This is a genomic window from Phormidium sp. CCY1219 (genome assembly GCF_035615515.1).
Lineage (GTDB): Bacteria > Cyanobacteriota > Cyanobacteriia > Cyanobacteriales > Laspinemataceae > CCY1219.
In genome coordinates this window covers 1-540 of the sequence record NZ_JAJENT010000048.1, presented here as the reverse complement: position 1 = coordinate 540, position 540 = coordinate 1, and the positions used below count along the sequence as shown (strand labels likewise).

Here is a 540-nt window from a genome sequence, read left to right as displayed (position 1 = left end):
CTAGCTCTTGAGCAATGCTGCCAACTGGGGCAAGTCTACGGAATCGGTTAACCCAGGTCATCAGAGTATCGACTCGATGCTGCAAGCTCGGAGCTAACCAACCCTGGGGACGAGTCCGATTCAAGAACCGAGCAGGCCGATATCGGGTCAGGCGGTTTCGTCGAGAATGTCGCAGTTGACGACGAGACCGCAGTGCATCCTTAATTTGCTGTCCCCGGTGCTGCAACTCGGCAGCAAAGATGATTCGATTCCCTTGCTTCAGGGCAATTCCAGAGACTTTAGAACCTGGGTCTAATTTGAGTTCGACCGGTTCAGGATTAGCATCAACTTCCTTGTTGAGAATAATGGTGAATGGGTAGCGTCGAAATACCGAGGCTTTCCCCGCGTTGAGTAGTGACCGTGCGACCCCTGGCTTGCAGGGTGTCAGCGGTTTGCGGTTGGTATCTAAAACGAACACATGGTTAGACATTGTTGCGTCTGTTCTGATTGCTCGTAACGTTGGCTTCGCTAATGTTCAGAGTCGGTACTTTCCAAATCGCA

1 protein-coding gene is annotated in these 540 nt (G+C 51.7%); it reads right to left on the bottom strand.

Annotated elements, in window-relative coordinates; genetic code table 11:
• Nucleotides 1-469: RNA-guided endonuclease IscB (iscB, locus tag LKK83_RS00375; protein WP_324628760.1), on the bottom strand; the 469-nt coding region annotated here is incomplete at its 3' end.
• Nucleotides 470-540 lie beyond the last annotated feature (71 nt).